This is a genomic window from Mycolicibacterium psychrotolerans, from assembly GCF_010729305.1.
Lineage (GTDB): Bacteria > Actinomycetota > Actinomycetes > Mycobacteriales > Mycobacteriaceae > Mycobacterium > Mycobacterium psychrotolerans.
The window spans coordinates 3209647-3229466 of record NZ_AP022574.1 but is presented as its reverse complement, the minus strand read 5'-3'; the positions used below and the strand labels follow the sequence as shown (position 1 = coordinate 3229466).

20 protein-coding genes are annotated in these 19820 nt (G+C 70.8%); 7 read left to right on the top strand and 13 right to left on the bottom strand.

From position 1 onward, the window contains the following. Positions 1 to 79 precede the first annotated feature (79 nt). From G6N45_RS15725 to G6N45_RS15700, 6 genes are all read left to right on the top strand, one after another. Positions 80 to 1636: a sensor histidine kinase gene (locus G6N45_RS15725; protein WP_246229120.1), complete on the top strand. Its 1557-nt coding sequence runs from the start codon at positions 80 to 82 to the stop codon at positions 1634 to 1636. After that, positions 1629 to 2294, top strand: a complete 666-nt coding sequence (locus G6N45_RS15720) for a response regulator (RefSeq protein WP_163723119.1) — start codon at positions 1629 to 1631, stop codon at positions 2292 to 2294. The genes G6N45_RS15725 and G6N45_RS15720 overlap by 8 nt, the downstream gene beginning before the upstream one ends. Before the next feature lie 70 nt (positions 2295 to 2364). Further along, entirely contained in the window at positions 2365 to 2775 is a 411-nt protein-coding gene (locus G6N45_RS15715; protein WP_163723118.1) for a CBS domain-containing protein, read from the top strand. A 119-nt stretch (positions 2776 to 2894) separates the two neighbouring features. Beyond that, entirely contained in the window at positions 2895 to 4106 is a 1212-nt protein-coding gene (locus G6N45_RS15710) for a cytochrome P450 (protein WP_163723117.1), read from the top strand. 74 nt (positions 4107 to 4180) lie between these two features. After that, entirely contained in the window at positions 4181 to 5026 is an 846-nt protein-coding gene (locus G6N45_RS15705) for a MerR family transcriptional regulator (RefSeq protein ID WP_163723116.1), read from the top strand. After that, entirely contained in the window at positions 5026 to 5757 is a 732-nt protein-coding gene (locus G6N45_RS15700; protein ID WP_163723115.1) for a type 1 glutamine amidotransferase, read from the top strand. Before G6N45_RS15705 ends, G6N45_RS15700 begins: the two co-directional genes overlap by 1 nt. Here G6N45_RS15700 and G6N45_RS15695 read toward each other — a convergent pair. Continuing rightward, entirely contained in the window at positions 5739 to 7088 is a 1350-nt protein-coding gene (locus G6N45_RS15695) for a TIGR01777 family oxidoreductase (RefSeq protein ID WP_163723114.1), read from the bottom strand. The genes G6N45_RS15700 and G6N45_RS15695 overlap by 19 nt on opposite strands. A gap of 146 nt (positions 7089 to 7234) precedes the next feature. On the opposite strand from G6N45_RS15695, the gene G6N45_RS15690 reads away from it, so the two are divergent. Next, positions 7235 to 7903: a phosphoribosyltransferase gene (locus G6N45_RS15690; RefSeq protein ID WP_163723113.1), complete on the top strand. Its 669-nt coding sequence runs from the start codon at positions 7235 to 7237 to the stop codon at positions 7901 to 7903. Between the two features lie 13 nt (positions 7904 to 7916). Here G6N45_RS15690 and G6N45_RS15685 read toward each other — a convergent pair whose 3' ends face one another. From G6N45_RS15685 to murD, 12 genes are all read right to left on the bottom strand, one after another. Beyond that, a complete protein-coding gene (locus G6N45_RS15685) occupies positions 7917 to 8237 on the bottom strand; it encodes a cytochrome d ubiquinol oxidase subunit II (RefSeq protein ID WP_163723112.1) in 321 nt (106 codons plus the stop codon). A gap of 12 nt (positions 8238 to 8249) precedes the next feature. After that, positions 8250 to 9074, bottom strand: a complete 825-nt coding sequence (gene wag31, locus G6N45_RS15680) for a DivIVA-like cell division protein Wag31 (protein WP_163723111.1) — start codon at positions 9072 to 9074, stop codon at positions 8250 to 8252. A gap of 216 nt (positions 9075 to 9290) precedes the next feature. Next, positions 9291 to 9581: a YggT family protein gene (locus G6N45_RS15675; protein ID WP_163723110.1), complete on the bottom strand. Its 291-nt coding sequence runs from the start codon at positions 9579 to 9581 to the stop codon at positions 9291 to 9293. Positions 9582 to 9697: 116 nt separating this feature from the next. After that, a complete protein-coding gene (locus tag G6N45_RS15670; protein ID WP_163723109.1) occupies positions 9698 to 10354 on the bottom strand; it encodes a cell division protein SepF in 657 nt (218 codons plus the stop codon). Beyond that, a complete protein-coding gene (locus tag G6N45_RS15665) occupies positions 10351 to 11190 on the bottom strand; it encodes a YggS family pyridoxal phosphate-dependent enzyme (RefSeq protein ID WP_163723108.1) in 840 nt (279 codons plus the stop codon). Before G6N45_RS15665 ends, G6N45_RS15670 begins: the two co-directional genes overlap by 4 nt. Then, a complete protein-coding gene (gene pgeF / locus G6N45_RS15660; RefSeq protein WP_163728524.1) occupies positions 11187 to 11900 on the bottom strand; it encodes a peptidoglycan editing factor PgeF in 714 nt (237 codons plus the stop codon). Before pgeF ends, G6N45_RS15665 begins: the two co-directional genes overlap by 4 nt. 18 nt (positions 11901 to 11918) lie before the next feature. Then, positions 11919 to 13088 carry a cell division protein FtsZ gene (ftsZ, locus tag G6N45_RS15655; protein WP_163723107.1) on the bottom strand — a complete coding sequence of 390 codons (1170 nt, stop codon included), beginning with the start codon at positions 13086 to 13088 and terminating at the stop codon, positions 11919 to 11921. A gap of 221 nt (positions 13089 to 13309) precedes the next feature. After that, the gene (locus tag G6N45_RS15650) at positions 13310 to 14194 is read right to left on the bottom strand and encodes a cell division protein FtsQ/DivIB (RefSeq protein ID WP_163723106.1); all 885 of its coding nucleotides are present in this window, start codon (positions 14192 to 14194) and stop codon (positions 13310 to 13312) included. Continuing rightward, positions 14191 to 15651: a UDP-N-acetylmuramate--L-alanine ligase gene (gene murC / locus G6N45_RS15645; protein ID WP_163723105.1), complete on the bottom strand. Its 1461-nt coding sequence runs from the start codon at positions 15649 to 15651 to the stop codon at positions 14191 to 14193. Before murC ends, G6N45_RS15650 begins: the two co-directional genes overlap by 4 nt. Further along, positions 15648 to 16817: an undecaprenyldiphospho-muramoylpentapeptide beta-N-acetylglucosaminyltransferase gene (murG, locus tag G6N45_RS15640; RefSeq protein ID WP_163723104.1), complete on the bottom strand. Its 1170-nt coding sequence runs from the start codon at positions 16815 to 16817 to the stop codon at positions 15648 to 15650. The genes murC and murG overlap by 4 nt, the downstream gene beginning before the upstream one ends. Beyond that, complete coding sequence (gene ftsW / locus G6N45_RS15635) at positions 16814 to 18349, bottom strand: putative lipid II flippase FtsW (protein ID WP_163723103.1); 1536 nt, start codon at positions 18347 to 18349, stop codon at positions 16814 to 16816. The genes murG and ftsW overlap by 4 nt, the downstream gene beginning before the upstream one ends. Positions 18350 to 18358: 9 nt before the next feature. Continuing rightward, positions 18359 to 19813: a UDP-N-acetylmuramoyl-L-alanine--D-glutamate ligase gene (gene murD, locus G6N45_RS15630; RefSeq protein ID WP_163723102.1), complete on the bottom strand. Its 1455-nt coding sequence runs from the start codon at positions 19811 to 19813 to the stop codon at positions 18359 to 18361. Positions 19814 to 19820 lie beyond the last annotated feature (7 nt).

Genomic DNA, 19820 nt, shown 5'->3' with positions numbered 1-19820 from the left:
GAACGCAAAGGAAGTATTGGTCATTAAGAACATCCCGCTGCTCCGCAGCCTGGCCGCGCAGTTCCTGGCGTTCCAGCTGATGGTCGTCGCGGTGGTGCTCGTGGCGGTCGCCGCGGTGTCGGTGGCACAGTCCACCAGCGAGTTCCGTGAGGCGCGCGGCGGGCGGATGATCGCCGTCGCGGAGAACATGGCGTCCACCCCGATCGTGCGGGACCGGATCGAACAGGTACCGCCCGACCCGTTGATCGGCCGCACGCTAGCCCCGGAGGTCGATCGTGCGGTCGCGCTCTCGGGTGCGAGCCTGGCCGAGATCCTCGCCCCGGACGGCACGGTGCGGGTCTCTTCGGACCCGTCTCGCATCGGGGCGCGTGTCGACCTGGGGCCGAGCCGGGCCGACGAAGGCCGGGCCTGGTTCGGCGACGCCGACATCGATGGCACCCACAGCCTCGTGGGTCAGGTGCCGATCCTGTCCACCGACGGCGACGTGCTGGCCGTCGCGTCGGTCAGCGAGGGCTATCCGTCGGTGTGGGCGCTGCTCTCCGGGGCCGGTGAGCGGCTGTTGTTCTATCTGGGACTCGGCGCCGCGCTCGGGCTGGTCGCGTCCTACCTGCTGTCGCGCCGGATCAAGCGGCACACCCGCGGATTGGAGGTGGCCGAGATCGCCAGCCTGGCCGATCATCGGGAAGCGTTGCTGCACAGCATTCGTGAGGGCGTCATCGCGGTGAACAACGACGGTGAGATCACCGTGCTCAACGACAGCGCCCAGGAGTTGCTCGGGGTGAGCGCCGACGCGGTCGGCAGACGGGTGGACGCGGTGGGCATCGACCCGTCGGTGGTGGCGTTACTGACGCCCGGCGAGGCCGGCCGGTCCGATACCGACACCGTGGTCGCGACGAAGACGCGGGTGCTGGCGCTGAGCCGGCGCGCGGCCACCAGCGGCGGCGAGCGGATCGGCACGGTCACCACGATGCGCGACAGCACCGAACTGGCGGCGCTGCAGGGGCAGCTGTCGTCGCACAAGAGCGTGACCGACACGCTGCGGGCGCAGACGCACGAGTTCGCCAACCAGTTGCACACCATCTCCGGTCTGGTCCAGCTGGGTGAGTACGATGCGGTGCGTGATCTGGTGGGCGCGTTGACGCGCCGTCGCGCCGAGATCAGTGACGCGGTGACACAACGGATTTCCGATCCCGCGGTGGCTGCGCTGCTGATCGCCAAGACCTCGCTGGCCGCCGAGAGCGGGGTGGCGCTGGAGCTGGCGCCCGAGTCGCACCTCGCCCCGCTGGATCCGGCGTTGGCCACCGACGTGATCACTGTGCTGGGCAACCTCATCGACAACGCGGTGGACGTGTCGGTCGGGTCGGCGCGCCGGCGCGTCGAGGTGGCGATCGACGACGGCGACGGCCTGCGGATCGAAGTGCGCGACTCCGGACCCGGGGTGCCGGAGAATCTGCGCGAGGCGATCTTCGCGCGCGGGGTCACCTCGAAATCCGATGTGCCCGGGGGCCGGGGCATCGGTCTGGCGCTGGTGCGCCTGGTGACCGCGCAGCACGGCGGCAGCGTGGAGGTCACCGACATCCCCGGCGGCGGAGCGCACTTCACGGTGCGGCTGCAGGGGGCAAGGACCCATGCGTGACGTGCTCGTCGTCGACGACGACTTCATGGTCGCCGAGATCCACCGCCGCTTCGTCGACCGGGTGGACGGGTTCCGAACGGTCGGGGTGGCACGCACGGGCACCGATGCGTTGCGCGCCGCGCAGGATCTGCGACCCGACCTGATCCTGCTCGACGTGTACCTGCCCGACATGACCGGGCTCGAAGTGTTGCAACGACTGCGGTCCGACGGCGACGGCGTCGGGGTCATCATGATCACCGCGGCCCGCGAACTCGACACCGTGAGCGGCGCACTCGACGGTGGTGCCGCCGACTACCTGATCAAGCCGTTTGAATTCGACCAGCTGCAGGCCAAGCTGACCGCGTTCGCGGCCCGCGCCGACGCGCTGGAATCCGCAGCCGGGGTGGATCAGTCGCTGATCGATTCACTGTTCGGCAGTCCGTCGGCGGCGGCGCCAAAGGTGCTGCCCAAGGGTCTGGGCGCCGAGACCGGTGAGCTGGTGCTCGCCGCCGTGCGCAACGCCGGCGAGGTCTCCGCCGCGGAATGCGCCGATCTGGTCGGGATCTCGCGGGTCAGCGCGCGGCGCTACCTCGAGCACTATCTGAGCGCCGGGACGGTCGAACTGCGGCTGCAGTACGGCGTGGGCCGCCCTGAACGCCGGTACCGGATAGTGCGGTGAGGACCGTTGTCTGCCCGATTGAGGTCCGAGGTCACTAGAGCTGTGCCGGCGCTGACGTGATCGTGTGGGCATGACAGAGATTCAGTCCATCGGATCCCTCGACGTCTCGACGGTCACCGGCGGCCCGGTCGTCCGCGTACCCGTCGGGGCCACCGTCGCCGACGCGGCGCGGGCCCTGGTCACCCACGACGTCGGGATGGTCGTTCTCGGCGACGGCGACGTCCCGTCGGCGGTACTCAGTGAGCGGGACATCGTCCGCGTCGTCGCGGCCGGACGCGATCCCGCGGACGTCGCGGCCGCGGAGGTGGCCAGCACCAAGCTCGTCTGGGCCAGTGCCGACGACACCATCGACGAGGTCGCCGAGCGGATGATGGAGCACTACATCCGGCACATGCTGGTGGAGCGCGACGGCGCACTGGTCGGCGTGGTGTCGGCTCGCGACCTGCTCGGGATCTACACAGCGGGCGCCGCCGGAGAGTAGCCGACACGGTGCAGTAGCGGCGCCCGATCGAATGCAGTACCGCACCACTGACGTGCGGCGCTCCCCGATGATCGAGGGTGGATCCCGTCGAATTCACCACCGACTGCGGGGGATGCAGCATGACCAACGCGATCGACACCGGGCTTCCGACCATCGCCTACGAGCACGCCGGGAGCCCTTTAGAAGCGCACCGGCTCATCGGAGCGGCGCGGCGACAAGGGCCGGTCGCCCTCGGACCGCACGGGCCCGAGGTGCTGACCTACGACCTCGTCCGGACCGTGCTGCGCGACGACCGGTTCGTGATGCCCAAGGGGGTCACCCTCCAAGCGCAGGGCATCACCTCCGGTGCGCTGTGGGACATCGTACTCAGCGGCCTGCTCAGCCTCGACGGCGCCGATCACCACCGGCAGCGCAAGCTCGTGTCGAAGGCCTTCACACCGCGGGCCGCCGGACGCCTGCGCAACACCTGCGCCGACATCGTCGCCGAGCTCGCGTACAAGGTCCGCGCGGCAGGACGCTGCGATGTGGTCGCCGACATCGCCCGGAAGTATCCGGTCCCCGTCATCTGCCAACTGCTCGGCACCCGGCGCGCCGACTGGGATCGGCTGTCGCAGTGGGCCGACGACATCTTCAAGGTCTTCGACTGGAACGTCGTCGAGGACGAAGCCGACATCGTGCGCGCCTGGCGAGCGCTCGAGTCCTATCTCGACGCCATGGTGGCGCAGCGGCGTGATCAGCTGACCGACGACCTGCTCTCGGACATGATGCGGGCCGAGGACGACGGCGACCGGCTACGCCACGAGGAGCTGCTGACCCTCGCCGCGACGTTGTTGATGGCGGGCACCGACACGACACGCAATCAGCTGGCGGCCGCAGTCGAGGTGTTCTGCGACCACCCCGAGCAGTGGGCGCTGCTCGGCGAACATCCCGAGCTGGGCCCGCAGGCGGTGGAGGAGGTCATGCGGTTCTCGCCCGTCATCTTCGCCACCTTCCGCACCGCGAAGGAGGACGTCGAGCTGGCGGGCCACGTCGTGCCGGCAGGCACGATGCTGATCGCCAACACTGCGGCAGCCAACCGCGATCCGGCCGTCTACCCCGAGCCGGACCGCTTCGACATCACCCGCAGCGGCGCCGCGCCGATGCTGACCTTCGGCGGCGGTGTGCACTACTGCCTCGGGGCCCACCTCGCGCGCATCGAACTGGCCGAGGCGCTGACGACGATGGCACGGCGGATGCCGTCGATGCGCCGCGACGGTCCGACGGTCTGGAAGAGCCTCACCGGAATCAGCGGACCGGCGACCCTGCCGATCGCCTTCGAGACCGACTACTGACTCAACCGGGATTCCAATCCTCGCGCAGGCTTTGGCTATCGTGGACAGCCGGCGGAGGAAGGGAGCGCACTCGCATGCGTCCGGGACTGACGATCGGCGAGTTCGCCACGGTGACGCACCTGACCGTGCGTACGCTGCGCCGCTACCACGAGTCCGGACTGTTGGAGCCCGCCTGGACCGACGACTTCACCGGCTACCGGTACTACGCCGCCGAGCAGATCCCGACCGCCCAGGTGATCCATCGGCTGCGGCAGCTCGACCTGCCGCTGGCCGAGGTCGAGACCATCCTGTCGGCGGACGACCCGCGGCAGCGCGCCGAGGTCATCTCCGGTCACCTCCGCAGGCTGGAAGCCGAGCTCGACCGGACCCGCGCCGCCGTGGTCTCACTGCAGCGTCTGCTCCATCCCGACCCCGCCGACCTCGAGGTCGAACTCCGGTCCGTACCGGGGCGCACGGTCGTCGGCATCAAAGGCGTTGTCGATCAGGACGACTCGCTGTCCTGGTACGACGCGGCCATGGCCGAACTGGACGCCGCCTTTCCTGCGCACGAGCGCACCGGCGCTCCGGGTGGCTGCTATGACAACGAACTGTTCACCCAGGGGGCAGGCATGTTCACGGTCTTCCGTCCGGTGCGCACGCCGCGGGCGTCCGGCCGGATCGAGGTGATCGCCCTGCCCGGGGCGGACCTCGCGGTCACGGTGCACACCGGCCGCCACGACGACATCGACGTCACCTACGGCCGCCTCGGCGCCTGGGTGGTCACGCATGCGCTGGCCGTCGACGGCCCGATCCACGAGACGTACCTGGTGGGTCCCCGCGACACACCGGACGCGGCCGACTGGCGCACCGAGATCGGCTGGCCGGTCTTTCGTCTGGCGACCGGGACACCGGCACGCGGTGCGGCTGATCGAGGGAGATAATGGCGGCCGTGGCACCCACGGTCCTCTTCCTGCGCAACGAACACATGGCGACCGAGGCACTGCTCGGTGAGGCCTTCACCGACCACGGCTTCGATGTCGACGCCTTCGAGGTGGTACCGCCCGCGCGGGTGGACTCCCCCGCCGTCGACGTGACGTTTCCCGACCCGACCGGCTACGACGTCATCGTCCCGCTGGGCGCCCGGTGGCCGGTGTACGACCCCGCGCTGCGCGACACCTGGGTGGGCAGCGAGATGGCGCTGTTGCGCGACGCCGCCGACGCCGGGGTCGCACTGCTGGGCGTGTGCTTCGGCGGCCAGTTGCTCGCCCAGACGTTCGGCGGGACCGTGGCGCGCTCACGGGGGCCCGAGATCGGCTGGTACGACGTGGTGAGCGAGCGGCCCGACGTCGTGCCGGCCGGTCCATGGTTCCAGTGGCACTTCGACCGGTGGACACTCCCGCCGGGTGCCACCGAACTGGCCAGGACACCGAACTCGTCGCAGGCGTTCGTGCTCGGCCGCGCGATGGGGCTGCAGTTCCATCCGGAGATCGACACGGACCTGCTCAAGGGCTGGCTGGCCGACGACCGCGACGGCGATGTCGCGGCCGCCGGCCTGGATCATGACCAGTTACTCACGCGGACAACCGAACTCGCCGACGACGTCGGCACCCGCATTCGGGCGCTGGTCGCCGGGTTCCTCACCCGCGTGGCAGGTCATTCCTTGCCGAGCTGATGGGCCAGTGCGTCGGCGACATCCGGATGGCGGAACGGGTGGCCGACGGCCAGCAGTTTGGCAGGCACCACCCGCTGACTGGCCTCGGCGAGCTCGCGGGCGCCCTGGGCACCGAGCAGCACCCGTGGGCCCAGCTTCGGCACCGGCAGCAATGCGGGCCGATGCAGCACGCGCGCAAGCTCTTTGGTGTACTCCGTGTTGCGCACCGGTTCCGGCCCGACGGCGTTGACCGGTCCGCTGAGCCGGTCGTCGTAGAGGGCACGGTGGTAAATGTCGAGCAGATCGTCCAGCCCGATCCAGGACAGCCACTGACGGCCGTCGCCGACGCGGCCCCCCAGCCCGGCGGCGAACAGCGGCCGCAGCAGGCGCAGGGTGCCTCCGGCCGCGGCCTGCACGATCCCCGTGCGCACCAGCACAACCCGCAGACCGGCATCGGATGCGGGCGTGGTGGCCGCTTCCCAGTCGGTGACCACGTCGGCCAGGAATCCCTCGCCACGCGAACCGTCCTCGGTGAGCTGCACATCGCCCCGGTCGAACCCGTAGTACCCGATCGCCGAGGCACTGACGAAGGTCTTCGGCCCGTCGGGAGTGTCCGCGGCCGCGGCCGCCAGCAGCCTGGTCGGCTCGATCCGGCTGTCGCGGATGGACTTTCGATGACTGTCGGTGAACCGACCGGCGATCGACTCCCCCGCCAGATGCACGACGGCGTCGACGCCGGCCAGCAGGTCCGCCGCGGGGGCGTGCGGATCCCAGCGGCGTTCGTCCTCGTGGGCGGGATCGTGGCGCACCAGCCGGATCACGCGGTGACCGCCGGTGGTGAGGAACGCGCTCAGCGCGGAGCCGACCAGCCCCGACGCACCGGTCATCGCGACGACCAGCGGACCTGCCCCGGCCTCGGCGGCGCGGCGGTGCGCGGCGAGGTCGTCGATCAGCTGACGGTGCCGGTAGGCGAACATCGGCCGCAGCAACGCACCGGGCACCACCGCCTCGACGCGGTCGTTGATCAGGGTGCCGGTGCCGTGTTCGGTGAACGTGTGGATGTGCCGCCAGCCGCCGACGATGCGCGGCGGCCACGACGTCGGCCCCTGGGAGGACAGTTCGTCGACGAACCGGTGGCCTTCCTCGTATTCGGCGGGGACGTGGCGCGCCACCCAGCGCAACCCGCCCGGCAGGCCGAGTACCGCCACGCCGTCGGCCAGGGATTCGGCTTCGGCGAGGACCGTCATCGGCTGGAACGGCGGGACGAGGCGGCGCATCGCACCCGGGCGGGTGTGCCAGTCCCACACCTCGCGCAGCGGGTGGTCGACGACACTGTCGTATGCGATGCCCATGGTCCTCCGTGCTCTCGTCGGTCGAAAAGTCATTCGTCGCCGCGGCCCTGCCGGATTGGCCGACTCGGCTGCGGGTGGCGGCGCCCTGGAGCGATACTGCGGTGATACTGGGTGGTACTGCAGACATCACCGGGACAATCACCGCCATGACGAGATCCGCGCGAACGTTCCGCGACCGCCGCGAGGCAGGCCGTGTCCTGGCGCGTGACCTGGCCGGGTACCGCGACCGCGCCGATGTCCTTGTGCTCGGGCTGGCCCGGGGTGGGCTGCCGGTCGCGCGCGAAGTGGCGGCGTTCCTGCATGCCCCGTTGGATGTGTGCCTGGTCCGTAAGCTCGGCGTGCCCCAGTGGCCCGAACTGGCGATGGGCGCGGTCGCCACCGGCGGCGGCGTGGTGCTCAACGACGATCTTCTGCGCAGTCTCGATCTCACCGACGATCAGGTGCGCGAGGTCCTGGACCGCGAGACGGTCGAGTTGCATCGCCGCGAGGATGCCTACCGGCCCGGCCGGGATCCGCTCGAGCTCACCGGACGCACCGTGATCCTCGTCGACGACGGGATCGCGACCGGCGCGAGCATGGTCGCGGCGGTTCGTTCGGTGCGCCGGGCAGGCGCCGCGGATGTCGTCGTCGCGGTACCGGTCGGTCCGGCCGCGGTGTGCCGGACGCTGCGTGCCGAGGCCGACGACGTGGTGTGTTCGACCATGCCCAGCGACTTCCACGCGGTCGGACAGGTCTACGGAGACTTCCACCAGATCGATGACGAGGAGGTGCACGAACTGCTCGACAGCCCGATCACCGTGACCGAATCCGACTGAATCACAGGGCTTTTCAGCTCCGCGGCGGATCCTCGTCGACACGCTCGGCGGGGACCGGGGTTTCGTCGTCGTAGTCGGCGGCGACAGGAGCCTCGTCGGGGTAGTCCTCGACGTCGTCGGTCGTGTCGGGAACGGCGTCCTCGTCGACGGTGTCTTCGGCGGCCTCGCCGGCGTCGCTCTTGGACCGGTCGCGCAGCGCGTCGACGATCAGCAACACCACCCCGATCACGCTCGCGGCGATGCACACCCAGGCGATCAACTCATTGCTCGTGACCACGGCCATCACCAGTGCGGCGAGGCCGATGACGGCAAGGACGAGCGCGACGATCAGCATGGGTTCACGGGACTAGTTGTTGCCCCGGTTGAACTGGTTGAACCCGCCGTCGTTGTTGGCGCCGGAGTCGACCGGCGCGGCCGAGCCGCGCTGACCCAGTTCTTCGAGCTGAGACTCCAGGTAGGTCTTCAGGCGAGTGCGGTACTCGCGCTCGAACGTGCGCAGCTGCTCGAGCCGGCCTTCGAGAACCGTGCGCTGCTGATTGATCGTGCCCATGATCTCGGAGTGCTTGCGCTCGGCGTCCGCCTGCAGGGCGTCGGCCTTCTCCTGCGCCTGCCGCAGCTGGGCCTCCGACCGGCTCTGCGCGTCGGCGAGCATGGCGTCGGCCCGCTGACGGGCTTCGGTGACCGTGGTATCGGCGGTCTGCCGGGCCTCGGTGACCATGGCATCGGCCTGGGCCCGCGCGTCGGAGAGCATCTTCTCGGACTCGGCCTTCGCGCTGTTGGTGAGCCGATCGGCGGTGTCCTGGGCCAGGCTGAGCACCTTGGCGGCGCGCAGGTGCTGATCCTCGGGCGCGGGCGCGGCCTGCTGCGCGGCGGGCGCCTCGTGCACGGGTTGCGGAGCCGGCGTCGGAGCCGGGGCGGGCTCGGGTTCGGGCTCGTAGACCGGCAGGGTCTGCGTCGGCTGGGCGGCGCCGCCGCCGGACCGCGCCGAGGCGAGTTCGGAATCCAGCTCGGCGACACGCTGCCGGAGGTCGGTGTTCTCCTCGATCAGACGGGACAGCTCGTTCTCGACGAGATCGAGGAAGGCGTCGACCTCGTCCTCGTTGTAGCCGCGTTTGCCGATGGGTGGCTTGCTGAACGCAACGTTGTGCACGTCGGCGGGAGTGAGCGGCATTGTCTGCCCCCTTGAGTCTGGATCGGCGAACGATCTCACAGTGTAAAGCCTGGCTTGAAGGTAACTGGCGTCCATCCTGTCACACCAGACCCTGCGGTTGCAGTCGAGGGCGATAAATAAGATCGAAACTCAACATTCGCCCGGGTCACGGCGCCGCCGCCGGCCGAACCCTGCGCGCCGATCAGACCGGGGAAAAGCCCAGTTCGCAGCCCTGTCTCACGCCGCAGCCCCGAAGGCCAGCTGCATTCCGATGAACGCGACGAGCAGCAGCACCATGATCGACAGATCGAAGCGCACAGCGCCGATCGTCAGTTGCGGGATGATGCGCCGCAACAGTTTCACGGGCGGGTCCGTCAGCGTCATGATGACCTCGAGCATCACCACGGTCGCGCCACGCGGATGCCAGTCCCGGCTGAACGAGCGGATGAACTCGACCACGACGCGGGCGATCAACAGGAGCCAGAACACGAACAGCGCGAAACCCAGGATTTCGAAGAACAGCCCCAACGGAAGGTGACCTCACTCAGGCGATGTGACGGGGATGCCGGCCGCGATGTCGGTCGGCGCCGCCAGCCTACCCGTGCCGGGGGACCTGCGACTCCGGTGACGCTCCCGGTGGGCTGCTACTGGTAGGCGTAGAAGCCGGCCTCGGCGATCCGGCGGCGCTGTTCGGCGGTGACGTCGACATCGGCGGGCGAGAGCAGGAAGACCTTCGTCGCGACCTTGTCGAACGAGCCGCGCAGCGCGAACGCCAGCCCGGCCGCGAAGTCGACCAGCCGCTTGGCGTCGGCGTTGTCCATCGAGACGAGATCCATGATGACGGGCGTGCCGTCGCGGAACCGCTCACCGATGGTGCGGGCCTCGCTGTAGTCCTTGGGTCGCAGCGTGGTGATCTTGGCCAGCGGGCTGCCGGCCTCGAACAACTCGGCCATGCCGCGCGGATCCATCGCCAAGGCTCCTCGCGTCGAGCCCCGCATCGCACCGAAACGCGGTGGGGTGCGGTCGAATTCACGCGGTGAGCGCAACCTGGGCTCGAACCGTGCGTCGTCGAAGCCGCCACCCATACCGCCCCGGTAGGCGGCCGGCTCGTCGTAGTCGCGGCGGCGGGCCTCGGGCAGGTCGTCGTAGCCGCGGGTGTACCCCTCGTCCTCGAACCGGTCCTCGCGGGGGCGACGGTAGCCGCGGGCGGGGCCGCGCTCGTCGTCCTCGTAGTAGTCGTCCTCGTAATCATCCATCGGGGCCATACCGAAGTAGGCCTTGACCTTGTGCAGTGTGCTCATTGTGAGGACCCCTCGTGCGGTGATGACCTGTGACCGGTTTCGGGTGAGTCGAAAGACTCTGTTGTCTGTGATGAAGGTGTGACTCGTGTGACTTCTGGAGGTGACGTTAGCGGTCGTGCGCCCAAGAGCGCGGTACCGACACGCACACAAGTGGATCCGTGTCGCACCGCGGCCTCGAGGTCGCCCGACATGCCCGCCGACAGGTCCAGCCGCTGCGAGAACCGCTCCTGCACCCGGTGGTGCTCCTCGGCCAACCGGGCGAAGGCCGCGTCCGGGTCGGCGCCCAGCGGCGGAATGGCCATCAGCCCGACGAAGGTCAGTCCCCGGGCCTCGTCGATCGCGGCGCACAGGTCGTCGACGCGCGCCGTCGCGGTCACGTCGACTCCGCCGCGGCTCTCGTCTCCGTCGAGGCTCACCTGCAGGAACACCCGCAGCGGCTCGGGGCGCGCACCGCGTTCCAGCGCGTCGGAGGCCGACCGGTCCAGCGCGGCGACGACCTTGGCGTTGTCGACAGAGTGTGCGGCGTAAGCCCATTCGCCGATCGAGCGTGCCTTGTTGCGCTGGATGCGACCGATCATGTGCCAGCGGATTCCCGCGCAGTCCTCGACGTCGCGCAAGTCGTCGATCTTGCGCGTCGCCTCCTGTTCCCGGGATTCACCGAACGACCGGCAGCCCAGCCGGCACAGCGCGGCGACATCGGAGGGGGGGAAGAACTTGGTGACCGGCAGCAGCTCGATGGTCTCGACGTCGCGTCCGGCCGCCTCGGCCGCGCGGGCCAGGCGGGTGCGGATCTGCCCGAGCTTGTCGGCCAGTTCCTGCTCACGCGGGGCGCTCACTGTGCCGGCTCCAGCCAGATCACCGACGCCAGCCGGCCGGTCGGCGCATCGCGTCGATGGCTGAACAACGTGGCGTCCTCGACCGTGCAGCGCGGATCGACGTCGATCGCCGTGATGCCCAGCGTGCGCAGCTGCGCGGCGATGCCCGCGCGCAGATCCAGCCCCGGCGTGCCCCGGCCGGTGGTGGTCCGGCTTCCCGGAAGCGCGCGTTCCACCTCGTCGGCCATCTCGGCGGGCACCTCGTAGTTACGCCCGCTGACCGCCGGACCCAGCAGCGCGGAGATGTCCTCGGCCCGCGCGCCGACGTCGACCATAACCTGCACCGCGCGGGCAACGATGCCGCCCGCGGCGCCCACCCGGCCCGCATGGACGGCGGCGATCACGCCGTGGCGGACATCGGCCAAGAGCACGGGCACGCAGTCGGCCGTCACCACCGCCAGCCCGAGCGACGGCGTCGTCGTCACCACCCCGTCGGTGGCATCGACGGTCTGACCGCCGTGATCGACGAGTTCGACGCGGGTGCTGTGGGTCTGATTCATCCAGACGATGCCGTCGACGTCCAGCCCGGTGGCGGTGGCGAGGCGGCGCCGGTTGGCGGCCACCGCGGCCGGGTCGTCGCCGACGTGGTCACCGAGGTTGAACGTGGCGAACGGCGGCCGGGACACCCCACCCGCCCGGGTGGTGGTCACGCGGCGCACACGGAACATCAGGTGCGACCGTACGTCGAATCAGTGGCGCATGAACGGCGGCACGTCGACGTCGTCATCGGAGATGCCGTCATCGCCGCCCCCGATGCGCACCGTGGCGCCGTTGGTGTGCGCGGCCGGCACACTGGCCGGATCGGCCGACTCGAACAGCGAGCCCACCCGGCCGGCCTTGCCCGGCGCGATCGGCTGTGCCGCCGCCGCGGCCGCGGCGGCGGTCTCGCCGGTGACCGGCTTGCGCCCCGGACCGGCGGCGTCGAAGCCCGCGGCGATGACGGTGACGCGCACCTCGTCGCCGAGCGAGTCGTCGATGACGGTGCCGAAGATGATGTTGGCGTCGGGATGTGCGGCCTCCTGCACCAGCGATGCCGCTTCGTTGATCTCGAAAAGGCCGAGATCGCTGCCGCCGGCGACCGACAGCAGCACGCCCTGGGCGCCCTCCATCGATGCCTCGAGCAGCGGCGAGTTGATCGCGATCTCGGCGGCCTTGAGCGCGCGACCGTCCCCGCGGGCAGAGCCGATGCCCATCAACGCGGTGCCCGCCGAGCTCATCACGCCCTTGACGTCGGCGAAGTCCACATTGATCAGACCCGGGGTGGTGATCAGGTCGGTGATGCCCTGCACGCCGTTGAGCAGCACCTCGTCGGCGCTGCGGAAGGCGTCCATCAGCGACACCGCTGCATCGCCCATCTGCAGCAGGCGGTCGTTCGGGATCACGATGAGGGTGTCGCAGCTCTCACGCAAGGCCTGGATGCCGTCCGCCGCCTGGTTGCTGCGCCGCTTGCCCTCGAAGGAGAACGGCCGCGTCACCACGCCCACGGTCAGCGCGCCCAGCTTGCGGGCGATCGAGGCCACCACCGGCGCGCCGCCGGTGCCGGTGCCGCCGCCCTCACCGGCGGTCACGAACACCATGTCGGCGCCGCGGAGCAGCTCCTCGATGTCGTCCTTGGCGTCTTCGGCGGCCTTGCGGCCCACCTCGGGGTCCGCGCCCGCCCCGAGGCCGCGCGTCGAGTCGCGCCCGACGTCGAGTTTGACGTCGGCATCGCTCATCAACAGCGCCTGTGCGTCGGTGTTGATCGCAATAAACTCGACGCCTTTGAGGCCCTGCTCGATCATTCGGTTGACGGCGTTGACGCCGCCGCCGCCGATGCCGACCACCTTGATCACTGCGAGGTAGTTATGCGGGGGGGTCATCGCATCGCCCTTTCCTGCCTGGTTGCCTGTCGTGTCACGGATAACCACTGGTGCAAACCCTCAATCTCAACTAGAGGCTTAGAGTTATGTCAAGTTGTTCCGCGCAAACAGAACGGTAGGGTGACCGCGCGCCGATGCCCGGCAGGCGCGCCGAAACGACACGACAAATGTTGACCGAGTTTCGTGGGGATCGCTCGAGTGACCCGGCAGGCACTGACGAGCTACTTGACCGTCGGCAGATCCGGACTCGAGACGTCGTAGACCTTGCCGGGCTGGGTCAACAGCGCGCCCAGCTTGAGCGCCTTCTCCTCGGTGCGGTCGGTGGTGCCCCAGACCACGGTGCGCCCGTCGATCAGCGTCAGAGTGATCGCCGCGACCGACGGCGCCGACACCCGGCCGACCTGACCCGCCACGTCAGGACGCAGCGAGGTCATGACCTCCAGCGCGGCCTTGGTGGCCGGATCGTCGGGCCCCGGATTCTCGGTGTCCAGGTACGGAATGCCCGGCGGCGGAGGCCCGCTCGCGAAGTCGACGCCGTCCTTGTCGAACAGGTGCACCCCGTCCGGATAGTCGCGGACCACGACGGGCACCCGCTCCACGACGGTGATCCGCAGCGTCGAGGGGTACTCGCGCTGCACCCGGGCACTGGCCACGCGCCGGATGCCTGCGACCTTCTCGGCCACCGCGTCGGTGTTCACCTGCAACAGCGGGGTGCCCGGCGGCACCGCGGCCACCGACACCACCTCGTCCTGGGTGACCGCGCCCAGCCCGGTGACGACGATGCTGCGGGCCGACATGATCGGCGTGAAGTACAGCAGCAAACCGATGCCGACGACCAGCACCGCGATCACCGCGGTCCACATCAGCATCTTCAGCCCGCGGACCGCGCCACGGCCCAGCGTCGCGGTCTGCGGCAACGGCCGGCCCTGGGTCCGCCGCTTGGCTTCGCGGCGCGCCTCCTCGATCGCGACGGCCCGCGCCTGCGCCGCGCGGCGCTCCTCGCGTTCCCGTCGGGCGCGCCGGCGCGGACCCTCGGAGTCCGGCGCGGCGTCGTCCGGCGCGTCCTCGGCGGGCGGGGCGGGTTCGCCGTCGGTGGGCCCGGTCATCGCGGCTCTGCTCCCCCGGCTCCCCCGGATCGCCGGTCGGCGCGGTGCCGCAACTCCGTCAGGATCTCCTTGCCCAGCAGCGTCACATCACCCGCGCCCATGGTCACCACCACGTCGCCGGGCCGCGCCGCGGCCGCCACGGCCGCCGCCACCGCCGAGAAATCCGGAACGTAGGTCACCGGCGCGGTCACCGTCTCGGCGATGGTCGCACCACTGACCCCCGCCAGCGGCTGCTCGCGCGCGGCGTACACGTCGAGCACGAACACCTCGTCGGCGAGGCTGAGCGCCTTGCCGAACTCCGCCGCGAAAGCCTGTGTGCGGGAGTACAAGTGGGGCTGGAAGACGACCACGGCGCGGCCGCCCGACTCCCGCGCGAGCGCGGTCACCGTCGTCAACGCGGCGGTGACCTTCGTCGGGTGGTGGGCGTAGTCGTCGAAGACCCGGACCCCGGCAGCCGTGCCCACCAACTCGAATCGGCGTCGCACGCCCTCGAATTCGGCCAGTGCGTCGAGCACATCGTCCGGTGAGGCGCCGACCTGCATCGCCGCCAGCAGTGCGGCCAGCGCATTGAGCGCCATGTGCCGGCCGGGCACCGCCAGCCGCATGGTCCGCGGCCTGGCCTCCCCCTCCAACTGCACCGTAGCCACGGCGGTGGTGCCCTTCTGCTGCCAGTCCAGGAGCGCGCCGGCCAACCCGGGCTGATCCCCGCGACCGTAGCGGAGCACCCGAATCCCCAGTGCCGCTGTGCGTTCGGCGAAAGCGGCGGCACCGGGGTCGTCGACACACACCACGACCGCCCCACCGGGCGCCAGGCGCTCCATGAAAGCGTCGAACACGTCGACGTAGGCCTGCTCGGTGCCGAAGAAGTCGAGGTGGTCGGCTTCGATGTTGGTCACCACCGCGACATCGGGCCGGTACTGCACCAGCGACCCGTCACTCTCGTCGGCCTCGGCGACGAAGTAGGCGCCGCTACCGTGGTGGGCGTTGGTGCCGGGCTCGCCGAGGTCACCGCCGACGGCGAACGACGGATCGAAACCGCTGTGCTGCAGCGCCACGATGAGCATCGACGTCGTCGTCGTCTTGCCCGCCGTACCGGTGACCATCAACGTGGTCTGCCCGGCCATCAGTTGGGCGAGCACGGCGGGCCGCAGGATCACCGGGATACCGCGACTGCGGGCCTCGACCAGTTCGGGATTGGTCTTCGGGATCGCGGCGTGCGTGGTGACCACCGCGGTCGGGCCGCCGGGCAGGATGTCCAGCGCGGACGCATCGTGCCCGATCCGGACCTGCGCGCCGCGGGCCCGCAGCGCCAGCACCGCGCGCGACTCCTTGGCGTCCGATCCGGACACCTGGCCGCCACGGTCGAGCAGGATGCGCGCGATGCCCGACATGCCGGCGCCGCCGATCCCGACCATGTGCACCCGCTGCAACTCCGCGGGCAGCGGCTGTCCGGTCATCGGCGGATCCGCCCGCTGTGGGCGGCCGCCGCGACGTCGAGCGCGACCTGAGCGACGCGCTGGGCGGCGTCGGGGTGTCCCGCCAGCGCCGCGGCGGCCGTCATCGCGGTGAGCCGGTCCCGGTCGGTGAGCAGACCGGCCACCGTGCCGGCGACGAACTCGGGGGTCAGGTCGCGGTCGTCGACGATCAGGCCGCCGCCCGCCTCGACGACCGGCAGGGCGTTGAGGCGCTGTTCGCCGTTGCCGATCGGCAGCGGTACGTACACCGCGGGCAGGCCGACGGCGCTGACCTCGGCCACGGTCATCGCGCCGGAGCGGCAGATCGCCAGGTCCGCGGCGGCGTACGCCAGGTCCATGCGATCCAGGTACGGCACCGCGACGTAGGGCGGATCACCGGCGGCCGGGCTGCGCAGCGCCAGCGTGTTCTTCGGGCCGTGTGCGTGCAGAACCGAAATACCTTGTCGGGCAAGGGCTTCGGCGGCCGCTGAGACCGCCCGGTTGAGCGATTGCGCACCCTGCGAGCCGCCGAAGACCAGCAGCACCCTGGCGTCGTCGGCGAAGCCGAAGAACGCGCGGGCCTCGGCCCTCAAGGCGCGGCGGTCCAGCGAGGTGATGCTCTCGCGCACCGGCACCCCGACCACCTCGACGGGGCCGAGACCGGGGTCGGGTACCGCCGAGAGGACCCGCACCGCCGAGCGGGCGCCGACCCGATTCGCCCAGCCGGCGCTGGCGTTCGCCTCGTGGACCACGACAGGTACGCGCCTGCTGCGGCGCACGCTGCGGGCCGCCAGGTAGGCGGGCACCGCGACGTAGCCGCCGAAACCGACGACGACGTCGGCCTGGACATCGTCGAGCACCGCCCGGGTCTGCCGGACGGCTCGGCGCAGCCGCAGCGGCAGCCGGGCGAGATCGGCGGACGGCTTGCGGGGCAGCGGCACCGGCGTGATCAGCTCGAGGTCGTAGCCGCGCTCGGGGACGAGCCGCGTCTCCAGGCCCCGGGCGGTGCCCAAAGCGGTGATCCGCACACCTGCGTCGAGTGCGCGCAGCGCGTCGGCGACGGCCATCGCGGGTTCGACGTGGCCCGCCGTGCCTCCGCCCGCGAGAACCACCGAAAGCCTCCGGTCATCCCCTGCGCCTCGCCCCGGCGGGACCGAGATCCCCGTCACCCGTAACGCTCACCTTCCAGTGCGCGGGCCGGCCGGCCCTGACTACGACGGCCAGCACCATAACCGACCGACGCCCGGCCCGAGCGCACCGGGCGGTGCGCCGACCGGGTCCGCTTGGCGGGTGCCGGCTTCTTGGCGGCGGGTTTCGCGGCCGGTTTGGGTGCCCGGCCGGTGCGGGACCGCAGCCGCTCCCGCAGCGCCTCGGTGCGGGTGGGGACATACGGCGCGGGCAGCGGCAAGCGGAGCAGCCGGTTCACCCGGTCGTCGCGGCCGGCGCGCAGCGCGGCCACGGCCTGCGGTTCGTGCCGGGCCGCGTTGGCCATGATGCCGATCATCAGCAGGGTGGTCGCCGTGGACGTTCCGCCGGCCGAGATCAGCGGCAGCTGCAGGCCGGTGACCGGCAGCAGGCCCACGACGTAGCCGACGTTGATGAACACCTGCGAGAGGATCCACAGCGTGGCGGTGGCGGTGAGCAACCGCAGGAACGGGTCGGCGGAGCGCCGGGCGATCCGCATGCCGGTGTAGGCGAACAGGCCGAACAGGCACAGCAGCCCGGCGGCGCCGATGAACCCCAGTTCCTCGCCGATGATCGCGAAGATGAAATCGTTGTGGGCGTTGGGCAGGTAGTTCCACTTCGCGGTGCCCTGGCCCAGTCCGTCGCCGAACACCCCGCCGTTGGCCAGCGCGAACCGCGCCTGACGGGCCTGGTACCCGGAGCCCTGCGCGTCAGCACCCGGGTTCAGCCAGGACTGCACGCGCGCCGAGCGGTAGCTCACCGTCAACGCCAGCACCGCACCGGAGACCGCGACCGCGCTCAGCGACGTCAGGAACACGCGCAGTGGCAGGCCGGCATACCAGAGCAGGCCCAGCAGGATCACACCCATCGACAGCGTCTGCCCGAGGTCGGGCTGGGAGACGATGAGCGCCAGCGCGATGACCGCCGCGGGCACCAGCGGGACGAGCATCTCCTTCAGAGTGGCCTGCTCCATGCGCCGCGCGGCGAGCAGGTGCGCACCCCAGATCGCCAATGCGATCTTGGCGAGCTCCGAGGGCTGCATCGAGAACCCGGCGACCACGAACCAGCCGCGGGAGCCGTTGGCCACCTTGCCGATCCCCGGGATCAGCACGAGCACCAGCAACACGATGGTGAACGCGAAGCCCGAGAATGCGAACCGGCGCATCGCCGAGACCGGGACACGCATCGCGACATAGAAGGCGAACAGCCCGATGGCCGTCCAGAGCAGCTGCTTGCCGAAGACGGCCCACGGCGAGCCGTCCATGTCGTAGGAGTAGACACCCGAGGCCGACAGCACCATGGTCAGACCCATCGTGAGCAGCAGCGAGGTGACGGCGATGATCAGGTGGAACGACGTCATCGGCCGGTCCAGCCACGCCCCGACCCGGGTGCGCGGGGCCGGCGGACCGGTGCCGGAGCCGTTGTGGGACGCGGTCGACGACGTCAGCGAGGTCCCCGCGTCGTCGGCGGCGGGGTTGGCGCGCCGGTGGCGCAGGCGGGTGAGGATCGTGCTCACGTGGCCCCGCTAGCCGATCGCTGCGCGCACGGCCGCGGCGAACGCGTCACCCCGCTGTCCGTAGCCGCTGAACTGGTCGAAGGATGCCCCCGCCGGCGCCAGGAGCACCGTGTCGCCGGACCGGGCGAGGCCACGGGCGGCGTCGACGACGGTGGCCATCACAGCCTGGGCCAGCGGCCTGCCGCCGGTGTCGACCACTCGAGTCACACCAGTCACAGGTGTCTCAGCATTCTCAACCACCCCAGAATCCTCCCCCGTCACCACCTCGACGACGGGGACATCCGGTGCGTGTCGTGATAACGCGTCGCCGACGATGGCCCGGTCCCGCCCGATCACCACCGCCCCGACCAGGCGGTCTGCCACTGCAGCGACCATCTCGTCGACCGAGGCGCCCTTGAGCAGACCGCCGGCCACCCAGATCACCCGCGGATAGGCGCTGATCGAGGCTTGGGCGGCGTGCGGGTTGGTCGCCTTCGAATCGTCGACGTAACGCACTCCGTCGGCGACGGCCACGACCTCGGCGCGATGCCGGCCCACCGCGAACGTGGACAGCGCCTCGGCGATCGACTCCGCGGGAACGTCGGCCGCCCGGGCCAGCGCCGCCGCACCCAGCGCGTCGAGCACCCCCACCGGACCGGCCACCGGGATCACCGCCGTGTCGGCGAGCACCTGCGCCGAGGCGAACGCGTTGTCGACCAGCCGGCCGTCGACCACGCCGAGCTCACCCGCGAGGGGCTCCCCCAGCCGGAAGCCGACCCTTGTCGGCGCGTCCGACTCGCGCAGCAACCTGGCCGCGATCGCGTCGTCCACGCCGCCGACGGCCACCCGGCCCGTCAGCGCGCGCGCCTTGTCCTGCGCGTAGGCCTCCAGCGACCCGTGCCAGTCCAGGTGGTCCTCGGCCACGTTGAGCACCACGCCCGCGTCGGGTCGCACCGACGGTGCCCAGTGCAGCTGGAAGCTCGACAGCTCCACGGCCAGCACGTCTGCCGGCTGATCGAGCACGGCCAGCACCGGCTCGCCGATGTTGCCGCACAGCGCCGCACGCCGGCCCGCCGTGCTCAGCATCGCGAAAAGCATCGACGTCGTGGTGGTCTTGCCGTTGGTGCCCGTCACGACCAGCCACGTCTTCGGTGGGCCGTAGTGGCCGGCCCGGTCCAGCCGCCACGCGAGTTCGACGTCGCCCCACACCGGCACGCCCGCCGCCGCGGCGGCGACGGGGATCGGCGCGGTAGGGGGGATGCCCGGGCTGACGACGACGAGGTCGACGTCGGCGATCGTCGCGACCGCCCCGGCGGGATCGATGACGGCGACTCCCTGCTGGGCGAACGCCGTGAGCGCCGACGGGCTGTCGTCGGTGAGGGTGGCGCGCACGCCCAGCGGCGTCAGCGCGGCCAGCACCGCACGGCCGGTGATGCCCGCCCCGACGACCAGGACCGCGGCGCCGGAGCGCAGGGGCTCGTCCATGTCAGGT

What these genes read in the sequence shown, in the direction of transcription:
- G6N45_RS15725 (WP_246229120.1), top strand. Translation starts at nt 80, where the DNA reads ATGGTCGTCGCGGTGGTGCTCGTGGCGGTCGCCGCGGTGTCGGTGGCA.
- G6N45_RS15720 (WP_163723119.1), top strand. Translation starts at nt 1,629, where the DNA reads ATGCGTGACGTGCTCGTCGTCGACGACGACTTCATGGTCGCCGAGATC.
- G6N45_RS15715 (WP_163723118.1), top strand. Translation starts at nt 2,365, where the DNA reads ATGACAGAGATTCAGTCCATCGGATCCCTCGACGTCTCGACGGTCACC.
- G6N45_RS15710 (WP_163723117.1), top strand. Translation starts at nt 2,895, where the DNA reads ATGACCAACGCGATCGACACCGGGCTTCCGACCATCGCCTACGAGCAC.
- G6N45_RS15705 (WP_163723116.1), top strand. Translation starts at nt 4,181, where the DNA reads ATGCGTCCGGGACTGACGATCGGCGAGTTCGCCACGGTGACGCACCTG.
- G6N45_RS15700 (WP_163723115.1), top strand. Translation starts at nt 5,026, where the DNA reads ATGGCGGCCGTGGCACCCACGGTCCTCTTCCTGCGCAACGAACACATG.
- G6N45_RS15695 (WP_163723114.1), bottom strand. Translation starts at nt 7,088, where the DNA reads ATGGGCATCGCATACGACAGTGTCGTCGACCACCCGCTGCGCGAGGTG.
- G6N45_RS15690 (WP_163723113.1), top strand. Translation starts at nt 7,235, where the DNA reads ATGACGAGATCCGCGCGAACGTTCCGCGACCGCCGCGAGGCAGGCCGT.
- G6N45_RS15685 (WP_163723112.1), bottom strand. Translation starts at nt 8,237, where the DNA reads ATGCTGATCGTCGCGCTCGTCCTTGCCGTCATCGGCCTCGCCGCACTG.
- wag31 (WP_163723111.1), bottom strand. Translation starts at nt 9,074, where the DNA reads ATGCCGCTCACTCCCGCCGACGTGCACAACGTTGCGTTCAGCAAGCCA.
- G6N45_RS15670 (WP_163723109.1), bottom strand. Translation starts at nt 10,354, where the DNA reads ATGAGCACACTGCACAAGGTCAAGGCCTACTTCGGTATGGCCCCGATG.
- ftsZ (WP_163723107.1), bottom strand. Translation starts at nt 13,088, where the DNA reads ATGACCCCCCCGCATAACTACCTCGCAGTGATCAAGGTGGTCGGCATC.
- G6N45_RS15650 (WP_163723106.1), bottom strand. Translation starts at nt 14,194, where the DNA reads ATGACCGGGCCCACCGACGGCGAACCCGCCCCGCCCGCCGAGGACGCG.
- murC (WP_163723105.1), bottom strand. Translation starts at nt 15,651, where the DNA reads ATGACCGGACAGCCGCTGCCCGCGGAGTTGCAGCGGGTGCACATGGTC.
- murD (WP_163723102.1), bottom strand. Translation starts at nt 19,813, where the DNA reads ATGGACGAGCCCCTGCGCTCCGGCGCCGCGGTCCTGGTCGTCGGGGCG.